The sequence below is a fragment of the Acidiphilium sp. C61 genome (genome assembly GCF_905116885.1).
Lineage (GTDB): Bacteria > Pseudomonadota > Alphaproteobacteria > Acetobacterales > Acetobacteraceae > Acidiphilium.
In genome coordinates this window covers 341,654-359,654 of record NZ_CAJHNI010000005.1, presented here as the reverse complement: position 1 = coordinate 359,654, position 18,001 = coordinate 341,654, and the positions used below count along the sequence as shown (strand labels likewise).

The window sequence follows — 18,001 nt, the reverse complement described above, 5'->3', positions numbered from 1 at the left end:
CGCTCATACCGGCGTTTCCGCTTCGCGCAACCGCTGCAGGCGGGCGGCGATGACGGGCGTGTCGAACAATCGCGCGCGAGCGCGGCCGGCGGCGGCAAGGCGGTCGCGCGCCGCGTAGTCGCCCGCCAGATGCAGGAAGGCGGCTGCCAAAGCGGAGGCGTCGCCGGGCGGCACCAGCAGCCCGGCCTCGCCCACCACCTCCGGCAGCCCACCCGCCCGTGCCGCGACCAGCGCGGCACCGGTCGCCATTGCCTCGAGCGCGGTCAGGCCGAAGGGCTCGGGCCATCGGCTCGGGACCGCGACGATCGCGGCGCTGGCCATCGCCCTTACAACCTCCTCGTGCGGCCGATAGCCGCCCCAGGCGATACCGGCGGCGTTTGCGCGGGCCTGCATCTCGCGCACGAACGGGGTTTCCGGACTGTCCGGCCCGAAGCGGTCGCCACCGATGATGCGCGCGGACCAGCCTGGCAGGCGTGGCAAAGCGGCGGCGCTGGCGGCGATGAAATCGGCGATCCCCTTGCCCTCGACGATGCGGCCGGCAAACAGGATTTCGTGCTGCCGTATCGCGGGAGAGGCCGGTAGTCCGGCGAGGGTGAGCGGGTTGTGCAGCGTGACGAGGCCGGCTGTGTCGGCAAGGCCGGTCGCGTAGCGGGCGCGGAGATGATCGGACACGCACACCACCGCGTGCAGGCGGCGCAGCGTGCGCGCCCGGGCCTGCGGGCTGGTGAGGCCGCGCATCGTCGTCGGTTCGTTGTGCAGGAACAGCATCACCCGGCTGGCGGGCAGCAAACGTGCCGCAAGCCGGGCAAGGCGCGGCTGCTGGTGGATGTCGATATTGGCCGGGCGCAGCCGCCGCAGCCGGCGCAGCACGCCGGCATTGTAGGCAAGCGGCGCGCGGAAGCTGACCGCATTATACGGAATGCCGGCAAAGCTCGGCTCCGGACAGGCTGCGCCGATCACCGAAGCGCCGGTCGCAGCAGCGAGCCGCCGGACAACCAGGGCGATCGCGCCGGCCCGGCCAGGGGAAAAGGCTTCACTGGCCGGCAGCACCATCGCGATGCTGCCGGCCGAGTCCGGCTGGTTCAAGCAGATCGGACTTTCACGTAATTGCCGGGTGCATCGGCGAGGGCGGGAAGCGCGCCGTCGCCCGGTCCGCGGGCGGGAACCTGTTCGCTGCCTTGCGCCGCGATCCAGCGCTGCCAATCCGGCCACCAGGAGCCTGCCACTTCGGTCGCACCGGCGAACCAATCCTCGGGGCTTGTCGGCAGGGTCGCGTTGACGAAATGGTTGTATTTGCCGCTGTCCGGCGGGTTGATAACGCCGGCGATGTGGCCGGAGGCGGCGAGCACGAAGCGCTTCGGCCCTGCCATCATCTGGGTCGCACGGTAGGTGCTCGCCCAGGGGGCGATGTGATCCTCGCGGCAGGAGAGGAAATAGACCGGCACCTTGACCCGCCGGAGATCGACCGGCGTGCCGTCCAGCGTGATGGCATCCTTCTGGCTCAGCAGGTTCTTCTGATACATGTTCCGGAGATAGAACGAATGCATCGCCGCCGGCATGCGGGTGGAATCGGAGTTCCAGTACAGCAGATCGAACGGGAAGGTCTCGTTGCCGAGCAGGTAGTTGTTGACCACGAAGCTCCAGATCAGGTCGTTCGAGCGAAGCATGTTGAAGGTGGTGGCCATCGCCGAGCCTTCGAGATAGCCGCGACGGTTCATCTTCTCCTCGAGAGCGACGAGTTGCTCCTCGTCGATGAAGACCCCGAGTTCGCCGACATCAGCGAAATCCGTCAATGTCACAAGAAACGTCGCTGACTTGATCCGGTTGTCCCGCCGGCGCGCCATCACCGCGAGGGTGGCCGCCAGCAGCGTGCCGCCGAGGCAGTAGCCGATCGCGTTCACCTGGCGTTCGCCTGTGGCCTGCTCGATCGCGTCGAGGGCGGCGAACACGCCGAGTTTCATGTAGTCGGCGAAATCCTTCTCGGCGAGGCGCTCATCCGGGTTCACCCAGCTCGCGACGAAGACGGTATGCCCCTGCTCGACGGCCCAGCGGATGAAGCTGTTCTTGGGGCGCAGGTCGAGGATGTAGAACTTGTTGATCCAGGGCGGGAAGATCACCAGCGGTGTCTTCCGGACAGTTTGCGTTGCCGGCGTGTACTGGATCAGCTCCATCAACTCGTTGCGGAAGACGACCTTTCCCGGCGTGACCGCGATATTCCCGCCGACGCTGAAGGCCTCGGCATCGGTCATGCGGATGTGGAGCTGGCCGCGCCCGGCCTCGAGGTCGCGCAGCAGGTTGGACAGGCCCCGCAGCAGATTCTCCCCCCGGGTTTCGACCGTCTTGCGCAAGACCTGCGGATTGGTCAGCGCGAAGTTGGACGGGCTCATCGCATCGACGAACTGCCTCGCGTAGAAATCGACCTTCTGGGCCGTTTTCGGATCGAGCCCGTCGACCCGCCTGACCACATCCTGCACGAACCGCGCCGAGAGCAGGTAGCTCTGCCGGATGAAGTCGAAAATCTCGTTCTCTTTCCATTCCTCATGCTGGAAGCGCTTGTCCCGCGGATCGGGCGGCACTACCGGAGCCGTCTCCAGCCCCATCATCCGGCGCGTGGAATGCTGCCAAAGCGTGACATAGTCCTGCCAGAACCCGAGTTGCGCATCGATGAGCATGGACGGATTGGACATCAGCTTGGCCATCATCTCCATGAAGGCGCTGCCGATGTTGAGCGGATCGATCGCGACGTCGACCTCGTGCTGGCGGTCCAGCCACTCGGCGACGATTCGCTGCGACCTGGCCGCAATGTCGGCCATGGTCCGCGAATAGGCCGCGGGATCGGACATGTTCGGCTCGGTAGTCCGCGGATTTTGCTGTTCGGCCATTGACGCTCCTTCCGGCTCCGGGATGCAGGCGCTAAGGTCTAGGGTGCAAGCGAGGAGCCGAAGTGACCTATAGCCAGATTCCGCCTGATCCCGAAACCCCGCGCCGTATCGCGTTTGCAATCATGGCGCTGGCCGGCCTCGCCCTCTCGGGCTGCGCGGCCTACAGCCCTGAAGCACTGCTCCATCGCTACGAGGGAGGGGTGATCAATTCGGCGCCGCCACCGGCACCGGGCCTGCAATCCCCATGGCCCAATCTGGCGACCGTGCCGGCGCGTCCGGTTTCTCTTTCGCCCGCTGCCCAGACTGCGATCCGCACCCGCCTCGAGGCGGCCAATCGCGGCCAGAACAGCCTGGGTGGGCACCCGCCGGCGTCACCGAAACAGGCCCCGCCCGCGCCGGCCGTGCCACCCTTGCGTCTGGGATTTGCTCCGCGCGGGGCTGTGCTGTCATCGACGCAAGTTGCTTTGCTGCGGGGTTTCGCTGCCCGGCGGGGCGGCCATCCGGTCATTGCCGCCGGATTCGCGCCGGCAGACGAGCCTGAAAGCCTGCGCCTCGCCCTGCTGCGCGCCACGGCCGTTGCCAACGCGCTGGAAGCTGCCGGCGTGCCACCTTCGGATATCCGCATTGAAGCGCTTGCAGGCGGTCGCGGTGGCGTGGCGCAGGTGATATACCCCCGCGATCTTTCCACCACACCGGACGCCCAGGACCGATCATGACCGAGGAATTTCACCGAATCCGCCGTCTTCCTCCCTACGTCTTCGCGGAGGTCAACCAGGCCAAGGCGGCTGCGCGCAACCGGCGCGAAGACATTATCGACCTCGGCATGGGCAATCCGGACAGCGCGACCCCGCCCCATATCGTGGCCAAGCTGGTGGAAACCGTTGCCGACCCGCGCAGCCATCGCTATTCGACCAGCAAGGGCATTTCCGGCCTGCGTCGTGCGCTGGCGGCGTATTACGATCGGCGCTTCGGCGTGAAGCTCAATCCGGAAACCGAGGTGATCGCCACGCTGGGCTCGAAGGAGGGGCTGGCCAACCTCGCCAACGCGATCACCTCGCCGGGCGACACGATCCTGGTGCCCAATCCGTCCTACCCGATCCACCAGTTCGGCTTCATCATCGCCGGCGCCTCGGTCCGTTCGGTGCCGGCCACGCCCGATGACGAGATGCTCCGCGCGCTCGACCGTGCAGTGCGCCATTCGGTGCCGAAGCCGACGGCGCTGATCGTGAATTTTCCCTCAAATCCAACGGCGTATCTGGCGACGCTCGATTTTTACAAGGAAATCGTCGCCTTCGCCCGCAAGCACGAGATCTTCATCCTGTCCGATCTCGCCTATGCCGAAATCTATTTCGAGGGCGAGCCGCCGCCTTCGGTGCTGCAGGTCGAGGGGGCGAAAGACATCACGGTCGAATTCACCTCGATGTCGAAGACCTATTCGATGCCGGGCTGGCGCATGGGGTTCGCTGCCGGCAACCCGCGGCTGGTCTCCGCCCTCGCGCGCATGAAATCCTATCTCGATTACGGCGCTTTCACGCCGATCCAGGTCGCGGCTACGGCGGCGCTGAACGGCCCGCAGGACTGCGTCGAGCAGATGCGCACGCTCTATCGCGAGCGGCGCGACGTGCTGATCAAGGGCCTTGCGCAGGCCGGCTGGGACGTGCCGAGCCCGGCGGGATCCATGTTCGCCTGGGCGCCGATCCCGGAGCGGTACGCGCATCTCGGCTCGGTTGATTTCGCGAAGCTGCTGCTCGAACGCGCCAAGGTCGCGGTCGCGCCGGGGATCGGCTTTGGCGAGTATGGCGATGGCCATGTCCGCATCGCGCTGGTTGAGAACACCCATCGGCTCCGGCAGGCGGTGCGCAACATCCGCGCCTTCATGGCGCCGGGCAATGCGCCGTCCCAGCAGGAGAACGTCTCGGCATGAATCGCGAATTGTCGGTCGGAATCGCCGGTCTCGGGACGGTCGGTGCCGGTGTCGTGCGGCTGTTGCGGGAGAATGCCGGCATCATCGCCGCGCGGGCCGGGCGACCGGTGCGGGTGGTGGCGGTGTCCGCCCGCGATCGCACGCGTGACCGCGGGGTCTCTCTGGAGGGCATTCGCTGGGTCGAGGATCCGCTGGTGCTCGCCACCGATCCCGCGGTGGATGTCGTCGTCGAGCTGATTGGTGGCGCTTCAGGCGCCGCGCGCGATCTCGTCGAGGCGGCTCTTTCCGCCGGCAAGCCGGTGGTGACGGCGAACAAGGCGCTGATTGCCCAGGCGGGCGGCGAGCTCGCCGGGTTGATCCGCGGCGGGCCGGGCATCCGCTTCGAGGCGGCGGTGGCTGGCGGCATTCCCGTCATCAAGGCGCTACGCGAGGGGCTTGGCGCCAACCGCATCGCCAGCGTTTCCGGCATCTTCAACGGCACCTGCAACTATATGCTCACGCGCATGCGCGACGAGAAGATGGAGTTTGCCGACGTGCTCGCCGAGGCGCAGGCATTGGGGTATGCCGAGGCAGACCCCTCGGCCGATATCGACGGGGTGGACACCGCCCACAAGCTCGCGATTCTTGCGGCCATCGCCTTCGGCCGCCAGGTCGATTTCGGTGCCGTGCATGTCGAGGGCATCCGCCGCATCAGCGCCGTCGATATCGCCTTCGCCGACGAGCTTGGCTACCGGATCAAGCTGCTCGGCATCGCCCGCGCGAGCGCAGCGGGGATCGAAACCCGTGTGCATCCTGCGATGGTGCCTGAGACCTCGGCGTTGGCAAAGGTGGATGGGGTGAACAACGCTGTCGTGATCAGCGGCGAGCCTGTGGGCGATATCGTGATCCAGGGGCGCGGCGCCGGGGCGGGGCCGACCGCTTCGGCCGTGGTCGCCGACCTGATCGACCTTGCCCGCGGCCGGCAGACGCCGATGCTGGGCATGGCGCCAGATGCGCTGCGCGCAGAGGCATCGGTCCCGATGGCAGCGCATCGCGGGGCCTATTGCCTGCGCCTGATGGTGCTGGACCAGCCGGGCGTGATCGCCGATGTCACCGCGGTGCTGCGCGACCACGGTATTTCGCTCGAGACGATGCTCCAGCGCGGCCGCAGCCCGGGTGATGTGGTGCCGGTGGTGATCATCACCCATGAGACCGGAGAGGCCGCGATGGCGGCGGCCCTGGTGCAGATCGCGGCACTTCCGGCGGTGCAGGAACCGCCGGCGCTGATCCGCATCGAACAAGCCTGACAGAAGCTCGACCCAAGGAGATCGCGTAGATGGACAACGCCAAGACCCCGGACCAGTCGGACCGTAACCTTGCCCTCGAACTCGTTCGCGTGACCGAAGCCGCCGCGCTTGCCGCATCGAGCTGGATTGGACGGGGCGACAAGAACAGTGCGGACGGGGCTGCCGTCGGTGCGATGCGCCAGGCCTTCAACGCCGTCGCGATCGCTGGTCTGGTGGTGATCGGCGAGGGCGAGATGGACGAGGCGCCGATGCTCTATATCGGTGAACGCGTCGGCGCCGGCGGGCCGGAAATGGACATTGCCGTTGACCCGCTGGAGGGTACGACGATCGCCGCCAAGGGGGCGCCGAACGCGATCGCGGTGATCGCTTTGGCCGAGCGAGGTAAATTCCTGCATGCACCCGACATATATATGGACAAGATCGCCGTGGGCCCGGGACTGCCGGAGGGGGTTGTAACGCTGGATGCGCCGGTCGAGGAAAATCTCCGCAACCTCGCCCGCGCCAAGAACTGCGACATTTCCGACCTCATGGTCTGCACGCTGGAGCGCGAGCGCCATGCCGAGCTGATCGCCCGCTGCCGCCAGGCCGGTGCCCGCATTACCCTGATCGGCGATGGTGACGTCTCTGGCGTGATCGCGGTGGCCCAGCCCGAAACAGGGATCGATCTGTATGTCGGCTCCGGCGGCGCCCCCGAGGGGGTTCTTGCGGCGGCGGCGCTGCGCTGCACGGGAGGGCAGATGCAGGGACGCCTCATGTTCGAGGACAATGCCCAGATCGAACGGGCGATGGGCATGGGCATCACCGATCCTTCCCGCCTCTATCAGGTGCATGAGATGGCATCCGGCAGCGTGATGTTCGCGGCAACCGGCGTGACGACGGGCCAGATGCTGCGCGGCGTGCGCCGCTACGCCACAGGCGCGGTGACGCACTCGATCGTGATGCGTTCGAAATCCGGCACGGTCCGCTACATCGAGGCGCATCACAACTTCCAGACAAAGCCGTGGGCGCACGTCTGAGCGAGATCCCGCCGGCCTTTGGGGTCGAGCGCAGCCTGTCTGGCCGGCGCTGGCTCTGGCGTTCTGCCGAAGATCGCATTGCGCAGGCGATCGCCCAGCGCTGCGGCGTTCCAGACGTGATCGGACGCCTGCTCGCCGGGCGTGGCGTGATGCCTGATCGCGCCGCCGATTTTCTCGGCCCGACCTTGCGCGCCTATCTGCCGGATCCTTCGGCTTTGACCGACATGGATGTCGCCGCTTCGCGTATCGCTGACTCAGTGCAGCGTGGCGCAACCATTGCGATCTTCGGCGACTACGATGTCGATGGGGCCTGCTCGGGCGCACTTATGGCGTCCGGGCTCGGGGGGCTTGGCGCCCGGACCATCAACTATGTGCCCGACCGGCAACGCGAGGGTTACGGGCCGAATGCGCCGGCCTTGCTGGCTCTGGCAGCGCAGGGGGCGGAATTGGTAGTCTGCGTCGATTGCGGGACGGCGGCACATGATGCCCTTGCGGCCCTGAACGGCCGGGCTGACGCCATCGTGCTCGACCACCACAAGAGCGAGGGGGCGCCGCCGGCCATCGTGGCAACGGTAAACCCGAACCGGCCTGACGATCTCTCCGGTCTTGGAAACGTTTGTGCGGCGACGATCAGCTTCCTCGCCCTCGTCGCTGTGCAGCGCGAACTCCGCCGGCGCGGCTTTTTTGCCGCACGGCGTGAAATCGACCTCATTTCCATGCTCGACCTGGTTGCTCTTGCAACCGTCTGCGACGTGATGCCGCTCACAGGCCTCAACCGCGCGCTGGTGGCGCAGGGGCTAAAGGTGATGGCGCGGCGGGAACGGCCGGGCATTGCCGCGCTGCTCGATGTTGCCCAGGTGAAGGAGGCGCCGGGCACGATGACCTGCGGCTTTGCGATCGGCCCCCGCATCAATGCCGCCGGCCGCATCGATGAAGCCGATCTGGGCCTGCGGACACTGCTTGCCCCCGAACCGGCGACCGCCGCCGTGCTGGCCCGCCGCCTTGACGAGATCAACCGCGAACGCCAGGCGGTCGAGGCTGGTTTGCTTGATCAGGCGATGGCTCAGGCGGAAGCGCAATTCGCTGCCGGCGCCGCTGTAGCACTGGTTGCCGGCGACCAATGGCATCCGGGCGTCGTGGGTATCATCGCCGGCCGGATCAAGGAGGCGTTCAACCGCCCGGCCCTGGTCGCGGGAATCGCGGAGGGCAGGGCGGTCGGGTCCGGCCGGTCGGTATCCGGGATCGATCTCGGCGGCGCGATCATTGCCGCGCGTGACGCGGGGTTGCTGATCAAAGGGGGCGGCCATGCAATGGCCGCGGGATTCACACTCGAGGCGGGGCGTATCGACGCGTTACGTGATTTCCTGGTCGAACGATTGGCAGCGGCAGCAATGCTGCCCGACGCTCCGGATCTGCCGATCGAGGGCACCGCCGCGGTTACCGGAATCGACGAGACACTTGCGGCTGCGATCGGCCGGGTGGGGCCGTTTGGCGCCGGCAATGAGGAGCCGGTCTTTGTCGTCCCTCGCGCCCGCATCGTCCGCTCCGACAGGATCGGGCGTAACGAAAAGACGATCCGGGCCATTGTCGAGGGTGAGACAGGCGGGCGGCTCAAGACAATTCTGTTTCGTGCGGGCATCAGCGACCTTGCGGCGGCGCTAAGCCGCCCGGGCGGGGAACCACTGAATCTCGCCGGTCACATTCGCGCAGAGCAATGGAATGGCCGCACGACGGTAAGTCTGATCCTGATCGACGCATCCCCCGCTTGACCTGCCCCCGCCACTCCGCTACCCCACGACCACGCGGTCCCGTTCGTCTAGAGGCCTAGGACGTCGCCCTCTCACGGCGATAACAGGGGTTCGAATCCCCTACGGGACGCCACTCGCGATGGATCTGGGCACCATCAATCTTACCGGGCCAAAGGTCTCGCCCGACGGCTGTCACCAAGGTTGAATGCGGACCGTTTACGGTCACTGTATCGATTGCAACCACGATTTCGCTGACGAACATCCGCAAATAAGCTTTCCGGAACGTTGGATCGTCGTTGTGCATCGCTTGTCGCATGGCCCGAGCGAAGCGTTCGATTTTCGCATCGGTGATCAAGGCACCTGAATCCGAGGCTGAACTGGCGAGCAGGTTGATGTCCTGCTCGACGGTTGCCCGCTCTGCCTTCAACGCCCACAGTTTTTCTGCGAGCGAGGAGTCCTCGGGTTCCATCAGACCGTTGGCTACGAGGTCCAGCAGCCTGTTGATCTTTCCCGAGATTTCCGTCTGACGCTTCTTCGCGAGGCAAAGCCGACGCTGGCGTTCGCTGTCGGCCTCAGCACTTCGGGAGATGTAGGTCTCCAGAATGACGCGCAGGCGGTCGGGCGTGAACAGGCGGTCAGACAAGGCGTCGAGGATCATGCCGTCGAGCGCCTCCATGGCAATCGAGCGGCCCCGACACTTTGATTCACCCTTCTGGGCGCGGCCGGCGCAGACATAGTAGCGATACCGCCCGCTCTTGCCGGTGCGGATCGTCATCCCGCTGCCGCAATGCGCGCAGCGGATGAGCCCGGTCAGCAATGTCGGGCCGCAGATTGCCTGAGGCGGGTTCTTTTTCGGGTTCCGGGCATCGAGCGTCTGCTGGACGCGATCGAAGTCCACGCGATCGATGATCGGCGGAATCGAGGTGACCACCCACTCGCTCTCTGGTTTTGGCTGGCCTGTTTTTGCGTTCCGCAGGTTGAACGCATGCTCGCCGAGATAGGTGCGCCGGGTGAGAAGCCGGTGCACGTTGGAGATCTGGAATTGCTTGCCGCGGAACGAGACACCTTCACCGTTCAGTCGGCTGACGATGGCCTTGACGCCCATCAGCGGCCCCTCCCGCCCGAGCGCCATTCCAAAAATGCGCCGAACCGTGGCTGCCTCGGCATCGTCGATTACCAAGCGCTTTTTGATTTTCGCCCCCCGTTGTCCGGCGGCCTCGGCGCGATAGCCGAAGGGTGGCTTTGATCCGTTCCAGAACCCCTGTCGGGCGTTCTCCTTCATGGCACGGGTCGTATGCTTGGCGTTCTCGGCACTCTGATATTCGTCGAAGATCCCGACCACCTTGCGAATCAACTGGCCGGTTGGGTCGTCCGCGAAGTTTTGGGTGATCGAGACCACCGCAACGCCCGCCCTCGCGAGTTTGCGGAGATACATCTCGCAGAGATACTGATCGCGAAAGAAGCGCGACATCGAATGCACCAGCACGGTGTCGAAGGGCCGATCAGGGCCGGTGGCGGCGTCGATCATCCGCTGGAACTCGGGCCGGCGGTCATCGGTGGCGGATGCGCCAGGCTCGATGAAACGGGCAATGACACCCGCTCCTTTCTGAGCCGCCCAGGATTCTGCCTGGGCGATCTGATCAGGAATTGAGAGGTCCTGCTCGGCCTGCTTGCCGGTCGAGACCCGTGCGTAGATAGCCACACGGCCGGGCCCATCGATTCCGCTGGTCGGCGCTTTTACGTGGCGTGTGTGCTGCGGCCGGGGGGATGTGATCGAGTTCATGCGTCGTCCCTCAAGATCCTCGCGATGGTAGCACCGAGCGTGCCGAGCACCAGATCGACTTCGGCGTCGGTTACGACAAGTGCCTCCGGCATTTCCATCTGGAGTGGCGGCAATACCTTCGTGCGTGATCCGCGGCGCTTGGTGCTGCTATTTGCGACGGGCGGTACCCTGCGTGGGTCTGTGGGAGCCTGAAGGGTAGGTTGGTTGGCATTATCTGGTGCCATCCGAGGTGTCTCCAAAAAAATGAGACACCCCATTCATCAGGCATCGGTCGCCGCGTCCGCTGAAACTTGCCCCTTTGAATCTCGAAAAATTTTTCTATTCGCTCGAATTTTCGCTTGCGCGGCGACCGCGATTTCTCTGGAAGCGGAGCTATTACGCCTTGATATGTGCAAAGCGCATACACGGACGGTTTGCCATGTGCCGATGTGTCGATTTTCTCGCTTGCGCGGCGACCGTGAGGACACGCTCGTAACAAAGCACGGGGTTATGTGCCCTGTCCGCTCTGCGCCCGTTCCGGGCGCCCGGCATTGCTGAGGACATGCTCCGAAGCCGACACTCGTGGACGTGTAACGGGTCGACCGGCTTGGTTGGACAGCGGAATGACCGCTTTTGAGCAAGTGCACTTGGATACCGGTGTTGTGCTGTCACGCTCCTAGTTTTGTTGTTCCAATCAAGGCGTCGTACAACCTCACAAATCATCCGCCTCGTACTCTCACCCGTGCCGCGATGTGCCTGCGGCGTCTTTTTTGTTGCCGCCTCTGGACAACGATTGGTGAAGAGCGCGCGTGGGTTAATCCTGCGGTCGGCTGTCTCCAGCTATTTCGTCACGACCTGCGACTCCATCGCCGCAAGCTTGGCCAGCAGGTTGTTCTGGGCGGCGACCGGAATATCATGTTTGTCCATCGTGATATTCAGGTCATTGGCTAGCGCGTTGAAGGCCGCTTGGGTGATGTTCAGGCCCTGGTGCACGCTCTTCATGCTCATGTCGAACTTGCAGCCTCCGCCCTCGAGCATGCAGAACTGCGTCGTCAGCGCGGCCTTTAGCGCCGGTATATTCGTATGCGCGAAATAGAAATCGATCCGCGTGTCCGAGGTGACGCGATTGACGAAGTCGTTCACCAGCGAGTGCATGCCGCTTTCGCCGCCGAATTGCTGGTAGTAGGAGGTCGATGCGCGCGCCGCGGGGGTTGCGAGCGCCATGCCTGCGACGAACCCCAAGATGGCGATGGTGCTTTCAAGACGAGCTTTCATGACTGAGTGACCTTTCGCGTTCAGAAGCTGCCGGTGAGCGAGATATAGAAGCCGTTCTGGTGCGGCACCGAGGCGATGCGGCCCAGATGCGTGTAAGCCGCAGTCAGCGACAAATGCTTGTTGATGAAGAAGGCGGCGAACACGTCCTGCCACGGGTCGGTCTTGCTCACCGCATTGCCGAGGGCATTGTAGCCGACCAGCTGGTTCTGCGGCATCGCACGGAACTCGTAGCCCACGGCAATCCGGCGGGTAATGAACTGGGCCACAGAGACGGCGGGTTCGACCGAGTAGTTCCGCTGATAGCTGCCGTCACGCGCGAGCCCGCCAAAGCCCAGCAGGCCATCCTGGTTCGCGTCGGTCACATCGAGGGTGAAATCGACGAAGGTGTAGCGGCCGAACAGGCCGTCGATGAACAACTTGCTCGCAGCGACATAGAAATCCATGCCGTTCGGACGCGCGCCGATCGCGCGGATCGTGCCGCCGTTCTCGTTGTGCCGGTAGTGAAACCCGACCGAAACCTCAGGCACCAGCGTGTTCTGGTCATAGACGATATTGCCAAGCAGCCTCACTTTCACGCCGAACACGTCCTGCTTGAACGAATAGTTGTTGCCGAACTGCAATTGCGGCGGCAGGGCCGAAACCGGCGCGTTGAAGAACCCGGCAATTGCACCGTCGAGTGCCGCGCCAGTACTGCCCAGGTTGAACTGCTGGTGGGCGTAAGAGAGCTCAACCCGGTCATACAACCCGATCGCCGCGGCGAAATCGTTAAGTCCGTAATTCGCCAGGCCCACATGGGTATAGGCGACAGTTCCGCCGATCTGGTCATCCGTTCCGTAGCCGGCAATCACGGCCCAGGGGTTGATGCCACCGCCGGCCGAGCCATCGATGTCCGTGATGCCGCCGGTCGCCGCCAGCCGACCCGGTGCAAACAACGCGTTCTGGGCATGAGCCGACGTGACAATCCCGCACGACAGCGCGACCCCAATGGCCAATTTTACCATAACGGCGCCACCTCGGCGCGCCCGCCTGTCACGATCCGCTTCGTTGCCTTCCATTGGTCTCTTCCTTCATAGAACTTTTACACCCGGCGTCGCGGGTTGCGTCTTCTGTCTCATGCTAAAGAACGGCTAAAACCGTCGATCGGATACAGGAGGCGAATAATTTTTTGATTTTTATTTGAGGAGCTGCGCTTTGCCGGTCTGATGAAAGTCTGCGTTGCTCTGGGTGGGAGGCATAAATCCGGCAAGGCGAATGGCTCAACGACAGAAGAAACATCCCACCAATGCCTGACCAGCTCAGCCTGCACCGGGCACAAAGCGAGAATCTGGATCAGCGCCAGTCTCTCCCTATATCAGCAACTCGCAAAAGCGCCTGGACAGGAGACATACGATGCCGCCAGCCCATCCGCGGAAAACGAACTCTGAGAACCGTTCGGAAACCATCATCGTGCTACTGATGGGAGCGACAAGCCTGATCGGGCTTGCACTGTTCACCTTATTCCGGCTGCACGTTCACTAGCGAAGCTCCTGCGGTCGCGTTACTCGAAATCCGTCTCTGGCCGCACCTACCAGGCCCCGGCGAGCATGTCGTTTGTCGCTACAGCGAACCCGGCCCGCCGGCACATTCGAGCGATGTCCGCTTTCGGGTGCAATCAAATCTGGATCTGATGTCGCAGAAGGGTCGACTCGGGCCAATGCCGGTCCTGGCCTGAAAATCGGCTTTCCTCTGTGCGTGACCCGCAACCCGCCATCCCGCTCCCGGCCCCTGTGCGACTTTCCGAGTGCGTTGCACATCGCGGTGTCAGGGGGCATCTGCAGTTGCGAAAGCCACATCACAATTCTTATTCACATGGTTCTTTCCGGCACAGAAACGCCAAAACCCCACCCCGCGGAGTGCGAGGTGGGGTTCTGGTCAGATTTTGTCGGTCGCCTGATGGAGGCCGAACAAGCCGGCCTCGAGGGCGCGGCCATGCGTATCGAGGCGTGTCACGAGATCCGCGCGCGCGGTCTCGAGCATCAGCAGATCGCAGGCGAGACGCCGTTCAGGATCTTCACCCAAGGCGGCATGGGACCGATCGTCCGGCGCTGTGCGCGTCAGGTTGATCGTTTCGGTCAGCACCGCCACCGCTTCGTGGAGGTCCCGGAGCGTGTGCAGGACTGCGAGTTTCGCGCGCGTGTCCGCGTGCAGTGCCTCGATGAGGTTTGTGGTTGTCATGTTGGGTTTTCCAAAAATCATCCCTTCCCGTGACGCCGGCTTGTCGTTCATGCCGGCCGGGCAGACCGATCCGCTCCACGATCGAAGCTCGACCGCAGGGGCATCGGGAATGGATTGTGAGGAGTGATCTGCTTTTAAAATATACCAAAAATACGATGTATTTTCAACAAAATAATGTTTTAAATCAATGAATTATTCGATTTCTGACCACTCTGGCCGAAGTGTCCGGCGGAGTTTGGCCACCGTCGCATGATATTTTTCCGCAGCGTCAACCTGCTTCGCCCGGTTGTAGTGCCGTTCAGCGACCTCGCCGGTGATGTTGAGCATCGCGGCGCCGAGGCCGGGCAACGAAGCCGCATCGATCGCCGCACTGGTCGCCGCGGAATACCGGAACCGATGCGGGCCGAAGGCGAACCCGAATTTTTTCACTGACAGCCAGCGGATGCGCTTGTCGATGCCGCGGTAGCCGAGCGGCGCCCCGTCCCAGTTGACCCAGAACGCGTTGTGTATCTCGCCGGCGAGCAGTTCCTGGCGCTCGATCTCGAGATAGCGGTCGACGTAGGCGGTGAGTGCGGCAGGAAGCGAGAACTCGTCCCATTTGTTTCGCTTCTTGCCGCCCTTGACGAGGTCGGGCGGGAGGATGACCCCCGGTACGCGTCGCCGTGGCGGATGACCTCGCGGCCGAGGCGGAGCCCGGCCATGGCACGGTGGCGGCGCGCGCGTGCGGCGAAGATCGCGATCAGCAAGCCGTCACGGTACTGGACGCGGCGACGGACATCTCCTCGCAGGTCGAGCGCGCCAAGCATCAGTTCAACGCCCCACTCATATAAAATGAGGCTCGTAGGTACCTCGAAGTCCCGCCGCTTCATCGGCAGACGCGAGCGGAGCGATGCGCCGCACGGATTGGTGAGCCACGCAAAGTCGCGCTCGGGCGCCATGACCCGGAGTGCCGTGCGCAAGTCCGCGAACAGCCCTACGATGGAAAAGTCGCTCAGCCCAACTTCCCGCAGCAGGGCGAGGTATCCGCGTACGCGCGGCGCGATGACCCGGTCCGCCGGGTGGATATCGGGATCGAGTTCGCCGGTTTCGGCGAGGAAGCCGAGCCAGCGACCGTAGGAGCCCACGACCTTTTTCAGTGTCGGCTCCGCCCACTCAGCACCTAGCCGCGCGTCTTCGTCGAAGACATAGGCCGGCGTGCAGCCGTGAGCGAACAAGCGCTCGTCGATCGCCGGCCATTCGCATCGGCGGAGAACGCGACGCCGTGGATCGTCGCGTGGGATTTCGGAGAAAATACTCATTCTGCCGCCTCAGCATTGGCCGAGTTCAGCAATGTTTCTCCGGATGAAAACGCGGCAAGGTTAGCCTGCCTGGGCGGTTTCGATGGCGGTTTTGGGGTCTGATGGACGGAATTCGCTTGACGCGGCGACCGTTTCTTCCGGAAGGCCGCTGCCGCGAGGCGCTTTGTTGCTTTCCGCTTCTTGAGGACAACGTCGTCGAAGCGGCGGACAGCCGCGTCGGTCTCTAAACCACAATAGAACGATATCGTGGTCTTTATATCCTTGTGGTTCAGGGCGCGGCGGACCGTTTCGTAATCACCAGGGTTCTCCTGCAGGTACAGCCACGCCGCGAAGTGCCGCATCAGGTGCGGATTCACCGTGACGCCGACATGTTCCTCGATCGCCGTCATAAATGTCGTCCGCAGCCCGTTGATCGACATCGACCCGTCATCGGCCTCGCCCACGAAGACGTACGGGTTTCCCGGTTCGGCTAGCGTGGGGCGGAATTTCGTGATCCACCGGTCGAGCATGAGCGCGGTCTCGCGGGGGATCGGCCAGAGGTATGGCTCGCTGTTTTTCACCTCGTCGTGATCCATCGCTATATGCGTGTAGAAGCGGCTCGACGGGTCAGAGCGGTGCAGATGCGTATCGAGCCGTAGCCTTGCCAGGTTCGAGATCCGGAACGGGCAGATCGTCGCTGTCTCCACGAGTATCGCCCGCTGCATGGCGACCGCCCTGCGACGTGCCGACAAGTCCGGGTCACGAGCCATCTTCTCCAGCCGGGCGGGCAGGTGGAGAAGCTTGGCGAAGGGCCGCGGTTCAATCAGGTCACGCAGGCGCTCGCGGTTGGACAGGGTCATCGACCGCGAGCGTTTCGGTGCGACCTGTGTCGCCCAGTAAGCAATGCGCCGGACGTCTTCGTCCGGGAGGCACACCCAGAATTTAGCAAGCTGCCGCAAAACCTCGCCGACACCGCCAGCATTGCTCGACCGGCGTTCACGGCCTCGCTCGCGCATGAAGGAGAGGATGGCCTTCGGATGCTCCTTCGGCACCACAAGGTCCGCGAGTGTCCGGATCTCGGAGGGTGCGACTCCGGAGCGCACCAGAGCGCCGGCGGCCTGCTGGATCTGAAAGACCCGTGTCTCGATCGTCCGCGGCCTGGCGGCACGCATTACACGCCCAGAACCACCGCGCGAACGCTCGGCGACATCATCAGGGAAAATTTCGTCCTCGTCGGCCTGCTCGGCGCGGCGGGTCCAGGCTTTTACGTCCTCGCCAAGAGACGGCGGGAACGCGTCGAGCGGCAACGTATACTGGTCTCGCGTCGGCCGCCGTTCGAGGCGGACCTGCGGCCAGCCCGGTGTGGCGGCAACCGCGCGGTTCCATGCATCCGCCGTACGCCGCGCGGCAGCTTTGGGATCCTCGCATAGCGTGCGCTCGCGCACCCAACTTTCAAACACGTCGATCGTTGAAGCCACTACATTGGACGGCGCGACCCCCTCGACCGTGGCGAAGCGGAACCAGGCGGCAAGCGCCGTCTGCTCGAAATGCCCGAGCTGATCGCGCAGCGCCTGCCATTCCGGTGGCAGCGTGACGCGGTGCGGCGCCTGAACGCCAAGGCGTCGCAGGACGAAGCGCAACCCGGACAGCACAGCCGAATGGCGCTGGTCGCTGAGCCCGTAGCCGGCCGGCGGCTTGGCGACGACCCGCGGTGAGAGAAAGGCCGGCGTCATGATCACGCTCGTGGCAGGCAGCCCGCACATCTTTACTGTGCCCGAGATCGCCGAGCGCAGGTCGCGCCGCCGGGTCTCGCTGAGATCCGTCCATGTCTCCACCAGCCGCATCGCCTCAGCGGCGGTGACAGGCGCCTCCAACCCGATGCAAGTTGCCTGAACGGCCCTGAATGAAGTATTTTCATGTTCATCGAAGTCCATTTTACCCTCCATGTGGAAAAGATAGGAATAAATCGGAAATTTGTAAATACAATATCAAACTAATCACCGCAATTACTTAGATAATGGCTTTTCGATGCACGGATAAACACTTGTATTTACTATTAATTGTCCGGCGCATCCGACGATTCTCCGTACAGTAACTTCGCGATATCGGATTCGAGGAAGAAAACAGAGCGCCCGACCCTCCGGGGCTGCAGGAGCCCGGCCCGGATCCAGTTCCGCACCGTCCGGTCGGTCCGGCCGAAGATGTCAGAGACATCGCGGACGGACAGCAAGCGCACTGACGCAAGCGGAGCCGCCGACGACACAACGAGTTGTTGATCCGCATTCGGCGCCGCGCCGTGGCTTTCGGCATTTTCGGGAAAGTTTGTTGCCGGCCCGCCGGGCGTTGTCGGGTCATCCAACATGGACATCGGTCCCGGCGTTCGCGCCACCTTCGAGCGCGGCGCCGGGCATCGTGCTCGCGCGGAACGCGTCTCTGGCGGCTTGCTGCGCCAGGGCGGCAATCAGCGTCCTAAGTGCCCGACCGACGATTGTCCGACCCGGCTCATCGGCGAGTGGCGATGAGCGGGATGCGTTCGGGCGGTGCGGGATCGGCGCTCTGTCCATGCGCGCACGCTGGTCTAACCCGGTCGCCGCGCACACATGGTATCTACATCATT

General features: G+C 64.1%; 14 protein-coding genes, 1 tRNA gene and 1 pseudogene. 6 read left to right on the top strand and 10 right to left on the bottom strand.

All coding sequences use genetic code 11. From position 1 onward, the window contains the following. Positions 1–3 precede the first annotated feature (3 nt). Positions 4–1,086, bottom strand: coding sequence for a glycosyltransferase family 4 protein (locus HUW10_RS04475; RefSeq protein WP_174502402.1), 1,083 nt, complete (start codon positions 1,084–1,086; stop codon positions 4–6). Further along, positions 1,083–2,882: an alpha/beta hydrolase gene (locus HUW10_RS04470; protein WP_174502401.1), complete on the bottom strand. Its 1,800-nt coding sequence runs from the start codon at positions 2,880–2,882 to the stop codon at positions 1,083–1,085. The genes HUW10_RS04475 and HUW10_RS04470 overlap by 4 nt, the downstream gene beginning before the upstream one ends. Before the next feature lie 62 nt (positions 2,883–2,944). Between HUW10_RS04470 and HUW10_RS04465 the strand changes: the two genes are divergently transcribed. The 6 genes from HUW10_RS04465 (at position 2,945) to HUW10_RS04440 (ending at position 8,989) form a co-directional block, all read left to right on the top strand. Continuing rightward, positions 2,945–3,598 carry a hypothetical protein gene (locus tag HUW10_RS04465; protein WP_174502400.1) on the top strand — a complete coding sequence of 218 codons (654 nt, stop codon included), beginning with the start codon at positions 2,945–2,947 and terminating at the stop codon, positions 3,596–3,598. After that, complete coding sequence (locus HUW10_RS04460) at positions 3,595–4,806, top strand: LL-diaminopimelate aminotransferase (RefSeq protein WP_174502399.1); 1,212 nt, start codon at positions 3,595–3,597, stop codon at positions 4,804–4,806. The genes HUW10_RS04465 and HUW10_RS04460 overlap by 4 nt, the downstream gene beginning before the upstream one ends. After that, positions 4,803–6,092: a homoserine dehydrogenase gene (locus HUW10_RS04455; RefSeq protein ID WP_174502398.1), complete on the top strand. Its 1,290-nt coding sequence runs from the start codon at positions 4,803–4,805 to the stop codon at positions 6,090–6,092. The genes HUW10_RS04460 and HUW10_RS04455 overlap by 4 nt, the downstream gene beginning before the upstream one ends. A gap of 29 nt (positions 6,093–6,121) precedes the next feature. Beyond that, positions 6,122–7,108: a class II fructose-bisphosphatase gene (gene glpX / locus HUW10_RS04450; RefSeq protein ID WP_174502397.1), complete on the top strand. Its 987-nt coding sequence runs from the start codon at positions 6,122–6,124 to the stop codon at positions 7,106–7,108. Next, positions 7,093–8,877 carry a single-stranded-DNA-specific exonuclease RecJ gene (gene recJ / locus HUW10_RS04445; protein ID WP_174502396.1) on the top strand — a complete coding sequence of 595 codons (1,785 nt, stop codon included), beginning with the start codon at positions 7,093–7,095 and terminating at the stop codon, positions 8,875–8,877. Before glpX ends, recJ begins: the two co-directional genes overlap by 16 nt. 36 nt (positions 8,878–8,913) lie before the next feature. After that, positions 8,914–8,989: transfer RNA gene (locus HUW10_RS04440), tRNA-Glu, on the top strand. Between the two features lie 567 nt (positions 8,990–9,556). On the opposite strand, the pseudogene HUW10_RS18660 reads toward HUW10_RS04440, so the two are convergent. From HUW10_RS18660 to HUW10_RS04390, 8 genes and pseudogenes are all read right to left on the bottom strand, one after another. Then, positions 9,557–10,639, bottom strand: a pseudogene (locus HUW10_RS18660) (recombinase family protein); the annotation flags it as partial. A gap of 819 nt (positions 10,640–11,458) precedes the next feature. After that, positions 11,459–11,893 (bottom strand): group 1 truncated hemoglobin, encoded by a 435-nt coding sequence (locus HUW10_RS04420; RefSeq protein ID WP_174502395.1) that lies wholly within the window; start codon positions 11,891–11,893, stop codon positions 11,459–11,461. Between the two features lie 20 nt (positions 11,894–11,913). Then, on the bottom strand, positions 11,914–12,894 hold the full coding sequence (locus HUW10_RS04415; protein ID WP_174502394.1) for a DUF3034 family protein: 981 nt from the start codon (positions 12,892–12,894) through the stop codon (positions 11,914–11,916). Between the two features lie 910 nt (positions 12,895–13,804). Then, complete coding sequence (locus tag HUW10_RS04410; protein WP_174502393.1) at positions 13,805–14,158, bottom strand: hypothetical protein; 354 nt, start codon at positions 14,156–14,158, stop codon at positions 13,805–13,807. A gap of 141 nt (positions 14,159–14,299) precedes the next feature. Further along, on the bottom strand, positions 14,300–14,536 hold the full coding sequence (locus tag HUW10_RS04405) for a hypothetical protein (protein ID WP_174502392.1): 237 nt from the start codon (positions 14,534–14,536) through the stop codon (positions 14,300–14,302). Continuing rightward, the gene (locus HUW10_RS04400; RefSeq protein ID WP_174502391.1) at positions 14,533–15,405 is read right to left on the bottom strand and encodes a hypothetical protein; all 873 of its coding nucleotides are present in this window, start codon (positions 15,403–15,405) and stop codon (positions 14,533–14,535) included. The genes HUW10_RS04405 and HUW10_RS04400 overlap by 4 nt, the downstream gene beginning before the upstream one ends. Next, complete coding sequence (locus HUW10_RS04395; RefSeq protein WP_174502390.1) at positions 15,402–17,318, bottom strand: site-specific integrase; 1,917 nt, start codon at positions 17,316–17,318, stop codon at positions 15,402–15,404. Before HUW10_RS04395 ends, HUW10_RS04400 begins: the two co-directional genes overlap by 4 nt. Positions 17,319–17,440: 122 nt before the next feature. Continuing rightward, entirely contained in the window at positions 17,441–17,746 is a 306-nt protein-coding gene (locus HUW10_RS04390; RefSeq protein WP_174502389.1) for a helix-turn-helix domain-containing protein, read from the bottom strand. Between the last annotated feature and the right edge of the window lie 255 nt (positions 17,747–18,001).